At 50.8% G+C, this 4117-nt stretch carries 9 protein-coding genes; all 9 read right to left on the bottom strand.

Going from position 1 to position 4117, the window contains the following annotated elements:
* Positions 1 to 55: 55 nt before the first annotated feature.
* Positions 56 to 265, bottom strand: a complete 210-nt coding sequence (locus tag BN874_RS18590; RefSeq protein WP_034435858.1) for a DUF4160 domain-containing protein — start codon at positions 263 to 265, stop codon at positions 56 to 58.
* 209 nt (positions 266 to 474) lie between these two features.
* Positions 475 to 726, bottom strand: a complete 252-nt coding sequence (locus BN874_RS18595; RefSeq protein ID WP_034435852.1) for a CCDC90 family protein — start codon at positions 724 to 726, stop codon at positions 475 to 477.
* A 163-nt stretch (positions 727 to 889) separates the two neighbouring features.
* The gene (locus BN874_RS18600) at positions 890 to 1270 is read right to left on the bottom strand and encodes a clan AA aspartic protease (RefSeq protein ID WP_034435853.1); all 381 of its coding nucleotides are present in this window, start codon (positions 1268 to 1270) and stop codon (positions 890 to 892) included.
* A 292-nt stretch (positions 1271 to 1562) separates the two neighbouring features.
* The gene (locus BN874_RS18605) at positions 1563 to 1790 is read right to left on the bottom strand and encodes a hypothetical protein (protein ID WP_034435859.1); all 228 of its coding nucleotides are present in this window, start codon (positions 1788 to 1790) and stop codon (positions 1563 to 1565) included.
* A 189-nt stretch (positions 1791 to 1979) separates the two neighbouring features.
* On the bottom strand, positions 1980 to 2228 hold the full coding sequence (locus tag BN874_RS18610) for a hypothetical protein (protein WP_034435855.1): 249 nt from the start codon (positions 2226 to 2228) through the stop codon (positions 1980 to 1982).
* Positions 2225 to 2440: a type II toxin-antitoxin system HigB family toxin gene (locus BN874_RS18615; protein ID WP_230314488.1), complete on the bottom strand. Its 216-nt coding sequence runs from the start codon at positions 2438 to 2440 to the stop codon at positions 2225 to 2227. Before BN874_RS18615 ends, BN874_RS18610 begins: the two co-directional genes overlap by 4 nt.
* A gap of 222 nt (positions 2441 to 2662) precedes the next feature.
* Positions 2663 to 3217, bottom strand: coding sequence for a hypothetical protein (locus BN874_RS18620; RefSeq protein ID WP_230314489.1), 555 nt, complete (start codon positions 3215 to 3217; stop codon positions 2663 to 2665).
* 161 nt (positions 3218 to 3378) lie between these two features.
* A complete protein-coding gene (locus tag BN874_RS18625) occupies positions 3379 to 3633 on the bottom strand; it encodes an addiction module antidote protein (protein WP_051498061.1) in 255 nt (84 codons plus the stop codon).
* A 4-nt stretch (positions 3634 to 3637) separates the two neighbouring features.
* A complete protein-coding gene (locus BN874_RS18630) occupies positions 3638 to 3937 on the bottom strand; it encodes a type II toxin-antitoxin system RelE/ParE family toxin (protein ID WP_034435857.1) in 300 nt (99 codons plus the stop codon).
* Positions 3938 to 4117: the final 180 nt, after the last annotated feature.

The raw sequence follows: 4117 nt of genomic DNA on the forward strand, positions 1-4117 counted from the left end.
AGCAAGGACTGAAGTCTTTCCCGCCTGAAGGCGGGGGTTTTTACCAAAAAGGTGACTATAAAGATTCGCGGTGGATTTCAATCCACGCCTGTACCAAACGAGTTTTTGGAACCGGGATACTTCCGCTCAAAACAGTACCATCAAGAATCGAGAAAGAGGCTTCGTGATCTTGGTATTTAGCGTGAATATGCGGCAGCTTATATCTTTCGTCGTCATAAAAGTAAAGACGAATAACGATCCCGTAAAACATGCTGATGGTGGGCATAACCACTCCAGGGCATAGATGATTGAAAACTACATCATTATATCCCAACATCGCCCGCATTAAAAAACCGCCCCGGTTTCCCAAGGACGGTTCGTTCAGAAGTAGGGCGGGTTAGGCGCGAGCCGTAACCCGCCGTTCAGGGCATCCCGGTTCCGGCGGGTTACGCTTCGCTAACCCGCCCTACGCGCTACGAGCTACGAACTACCCGGCTACATTGGGAAAAATGTTTTAAGTACCAAAGCCATCACGCCACCCAGCAAAATTCCCAACATCCATTTAATCAGATTAATGTCAGCGCGAACGGGGGCCAGTTCAATTTGTAAATCCTTTTTCGTAACCAATTCAGCTTCACCGGAAGCATCGCGGAATGCCTCAGAGATCACTTTGGCTTGATCTTCCGGGATACCTCCCGATTTGAGTTTTTCAACGAATTTCAAGGTATAAAACGTAATAGTCGCCATATTCACGCTTCTTAATACAATTAAACTAAGCATAACACGAACATAGGGGAGAGAGAGGACATCAAAAAACCGCCCCGGTTTCCCAAGGGCGGTTCATTCATTCAGGGCTGTGCAGTGTTGGGTTGACGATAAAACCATCAACCCAACCTACGATGCTACGCAGCTATTTCACCCGCGCATGAGGGATATTGGGGCTGGCCGGATTGACGATCACGGTTTGCCGGCTGGGCGATAACAGCAAGTCCATATCTTCCATCGGAACCGTGCCGAGCAGTACCTCATCGCCCATGACCAGCGCTCCGACGAAACATAGACGATCTTCAAACATCACTTTGATGGGACCGACGTAGGGAATTTTCATCGAACGACCATCAGCAACGGTCACTTCTCGCAACGATTCGGTTTGCAAATCCAATTGCACAGCAACGTGTTCGGGTATGCACAGCATCAGTGCCCCCGTATCGACCAACGCTTTGACCGCTAACGGCTTAAGCTCTGATCGACGCGGATTGCTCAATCCAATTTCGGCAAATAGATGACCCACGTTTTATCCTCCTCTATCCATAACACATCCACCAAAAAAACCCTCCTGTAAATTTTCCTGTGATTCGCACGACGGGTTGGGTAAGTACAACGCACACCTCTCAGCAAGATCAAAGAGTTAGATGAAGCCGATGTTCTAGCCCAGGCCGCAAATCATCGCCATCACAGGAAAATTTACAGGAGGAAAAAAACCGCCGATCCTCTTACGAGAACCGGCGGGCATTCACAGCAGCGATTCAATCAGGTCACGGGCAACCCGCAACCCAACCTACGATGCTAATCCACCCTACGCGCTACGATGCTATAAATACCTTGAAGATCAGCGATACCATTCCACCAATGAGAAACCCAAGCATCCACTTCAGCACCACAATTTCAGCTTTGATGAGGGCTAAGTCTTGGTCAATTTTGCTAAAACGAGAATCATAATCTGCCATTGTTTTGGCAGCCGCACGCGCTTTTTCTTCTGATGCTCCCGCTTCTCTAAGTGCATCATAAAGCTCAGCAATCATAGTACTCATTATCAAAAATCTCTTTTCGCAACTTAAATTGAATTTTAACATTTTTCCGATAAAAAAACCGCCCCCGGTTTCCCAAGGGCGGTTCATTCAGAAGTAGGGCGGGTTAGGCGCGAGCCGTAACCCGCCGTTCAGGGCATCCCGGTTCCGGCGGGTTACGCTTCGCTAACCCGCCCTACGCGCTAACCCGCCCTACGAGCTACGCGCTACGAGGCTACGAGGCTCATGCTCGATTTCATAGGTCTCAATTAAATCACCCACCACGGCAATCAAGGAATAGAGCGGGTGGCGGACATCATCCCGAACGGTATCCAGTAACCCATTGAGTAATTCGGTCATCTGTTCATATTGAATATCGTTTTCTATATGGGTAATGGGTGCCAAGGATTGAAACGCCTGCCAAACGGGAATAAGTTGTTGCACGTTCATCATGGCGTTCATGTTTTTCTCCAATCATTTCGATCATATTCAGCGTGGGTCATCACGCGCCGAATATAAAGCCGTTGCTGGTCGTAATGAATGACTGCGGCAATTCGATAACGATTCCCGCCGACATCGAAAATGGTAAAACCTTCCACATAGTCCGCAGAGCTAAATATCTGACGCAATACGGGGAAAGAGTCGCTGCCGCCCGACGCGCTTTCTTGAACCATTCTTCAAGGAGATGTTTTGATTCGGGGTGATATTCCCAGAATTCTCGCAGCGGTTTTTTAGAGATGATACGCATAAGGGTATTTTACACAAAAACAAAAAAACCGCCCCGGTTTCCCAAGGGCGGTTCGTTCAGAAGTAGGGCGGGTTAGGCGCGAGCCGTAACCCGCCGTTCAGGGCGTCCCGGTTCCGGCGGGTTACGCTTCGCTAACCCGCCCTACGCGCTACCACGCTCGCGGCGCAAAGGCCGGGTCATTTTGGATCGAGGCCGAATCCCCCGTCGCTCGAATGCTGAACAGTCCACGGTTCTCCACCATCGCTTCGGCGCCCGCATCCGCCGTCAGCCACGCCATCGCGCCATAAATCCGGTTATGAGCGTAGCGAGGGATCCATTCTTTCAGGTGATCCAGTTTATTCATGAAGGTTTTCACGTCATCCGGGCGCAAGGTGGTCTTCACTTCCACCACCACCATCGCTTCGCCGTTGTGGGCCAGGATGTCGAATTCGTAGTTGCCGCCGTCGGGCCGTTTGCCTTTCAGGCGGGTGGTGGTGTCGGTGATGCCGATGCCGCGTGCGTTGAGCAGATTCACCCGATCGCCTTCCACCAGCGATTCCATCAGCTTGCCCCATTGGCTGGTGAACAGCTTTTCCAGTTGATTCAGTTTGCGATCCGTGTCCTGAAACTTCCGATCCGTGTCTTTCTGGGATTCGGCCACTTCCTGAAACCTCCGGTCGGTTTCCCGGAACAGATTAAGTATGTCTTCATACGTTGTGGCCATCGTCATCGCCTCCTAATGTTTAATGCGTTCAGTATACGCCCGACCCCCAATAAAAAACCGCCCCCGGTTTCCCAAGGGCGGTTCGTTCAGAAGTAGGGCGGGTTAGGCGTCAGCCGTAACCCGCCGTTCAGGGCATCCTGGTTCCGGCGGGTTACGCTTCGCTAACCCGCCCTGCGCCCTACGCGCTGCGGCCCAACCGACACCGCTTTATTAAACGCTTCAAGCGCAGCATTGGAAACTTTTGCAATCTCTGTCATGCCTCGCACACGAGCAACCGTCCCCAAGGCTTGTATTAAGGCTGCTGGATCATTTTCTTCCAAGACCACGGTTAAATATTCAGCAATCGCCTGTTCGTCTTCCAAATAGTCTGCCATATCAAATTCAGGCAAATCCGCGACACGAATTTTTTCAGTCACAAGATTATTCCTCCTCAATCTTCGCCGCCAAATTGATGGCGTTGGCAATATCTGCCTCCTGAGTGGATTTATCGCCACCGCCGAGCATGACAATCAATACATTACCACGTTGAACATAATACATCCTCCAACCCGGCCCGAAATGCTCGCGCATCTCAAAAACACGGCTTCCCACTGGTTTTACATCTCCCAGATTACCTGTTTGCGCCTTTTCAAGTCGACGGGCAAGTCGGCGTTTGGTTAAGCCATCTTTAATCTTACTCAGCCAAGCCGAGAATTCTCCAGTGCGTTTTATTTTTAACACGAATCCGAAGTCCCATTAAAAAACCCGCCGATCCGCTCACGAGAACCGGCGGGTCAGTTTACAACCCGTCAGTCAGACCACGGCGAACCGCAACCCAACATACGCCGATACCTGGCTACCTGGCTACCTGGCTTACGGGTTAGGTTCAGCCATCGTCCAATTTGCCGGATAAATACCCTG

Origin of the sequence: Candidatus Contendobacter odensis Run_B_J11 (genome assembly GCF_000531125.1) — a bacterium.
Lineage (GTDB): Bacteria > Pseudomonadota > Gammaproteobacteria > Competibacterales > Competibacteraceae > Contendibacter > Contendibacter odensensis.

Excerpts from the sequence above, each read along its gene's own strand:
- BN874_RS18590 (WP_034435858.1), bottom strand. The coding sequence starts at position 265 with ATGCCCACCATCAGCATGTTTTACGGGATCGTTATTCGTCTTTACTTT.
- BN874_RS18595 (WP_034435852.1), bottom strand. The coding sequence starts at position 726 with ATGGCGACTATTACGTTTTATACCTTGAAATTCGTTGAAAAACTCAAA.
- BN874_RS18605 (WP_034435859.1), bottom strand. The coding sequence starts at position 1,790 with ATGAGTACTATGATTGCTGAGCTTTATGATGCACTTAGAGAAGCGGGA.
- BN874_RS18610 (WP_034435855.1), bottom strand. The coding sequence starts at position 2,228 with ATGAACGCCATGATGAACGTGCAACAACTTATTCCCGTTTGGCAGGCG.
- BN874_RS18615 (WP_230314488.1), bottom strand. The coding sequence starts at position 2,440 with ATGGTTCAAGAAAGCGCGTCGGGCGGCAGCGACTCTTTCCCCGTATTG.
- BN874_RS18620 (WP_230314489.1), bottom strand. The coding sequence starts at position 3,217 with ATGGCCACAACGTATGAAGACATACTTAATCTGTTCCGGGAAACCGAC.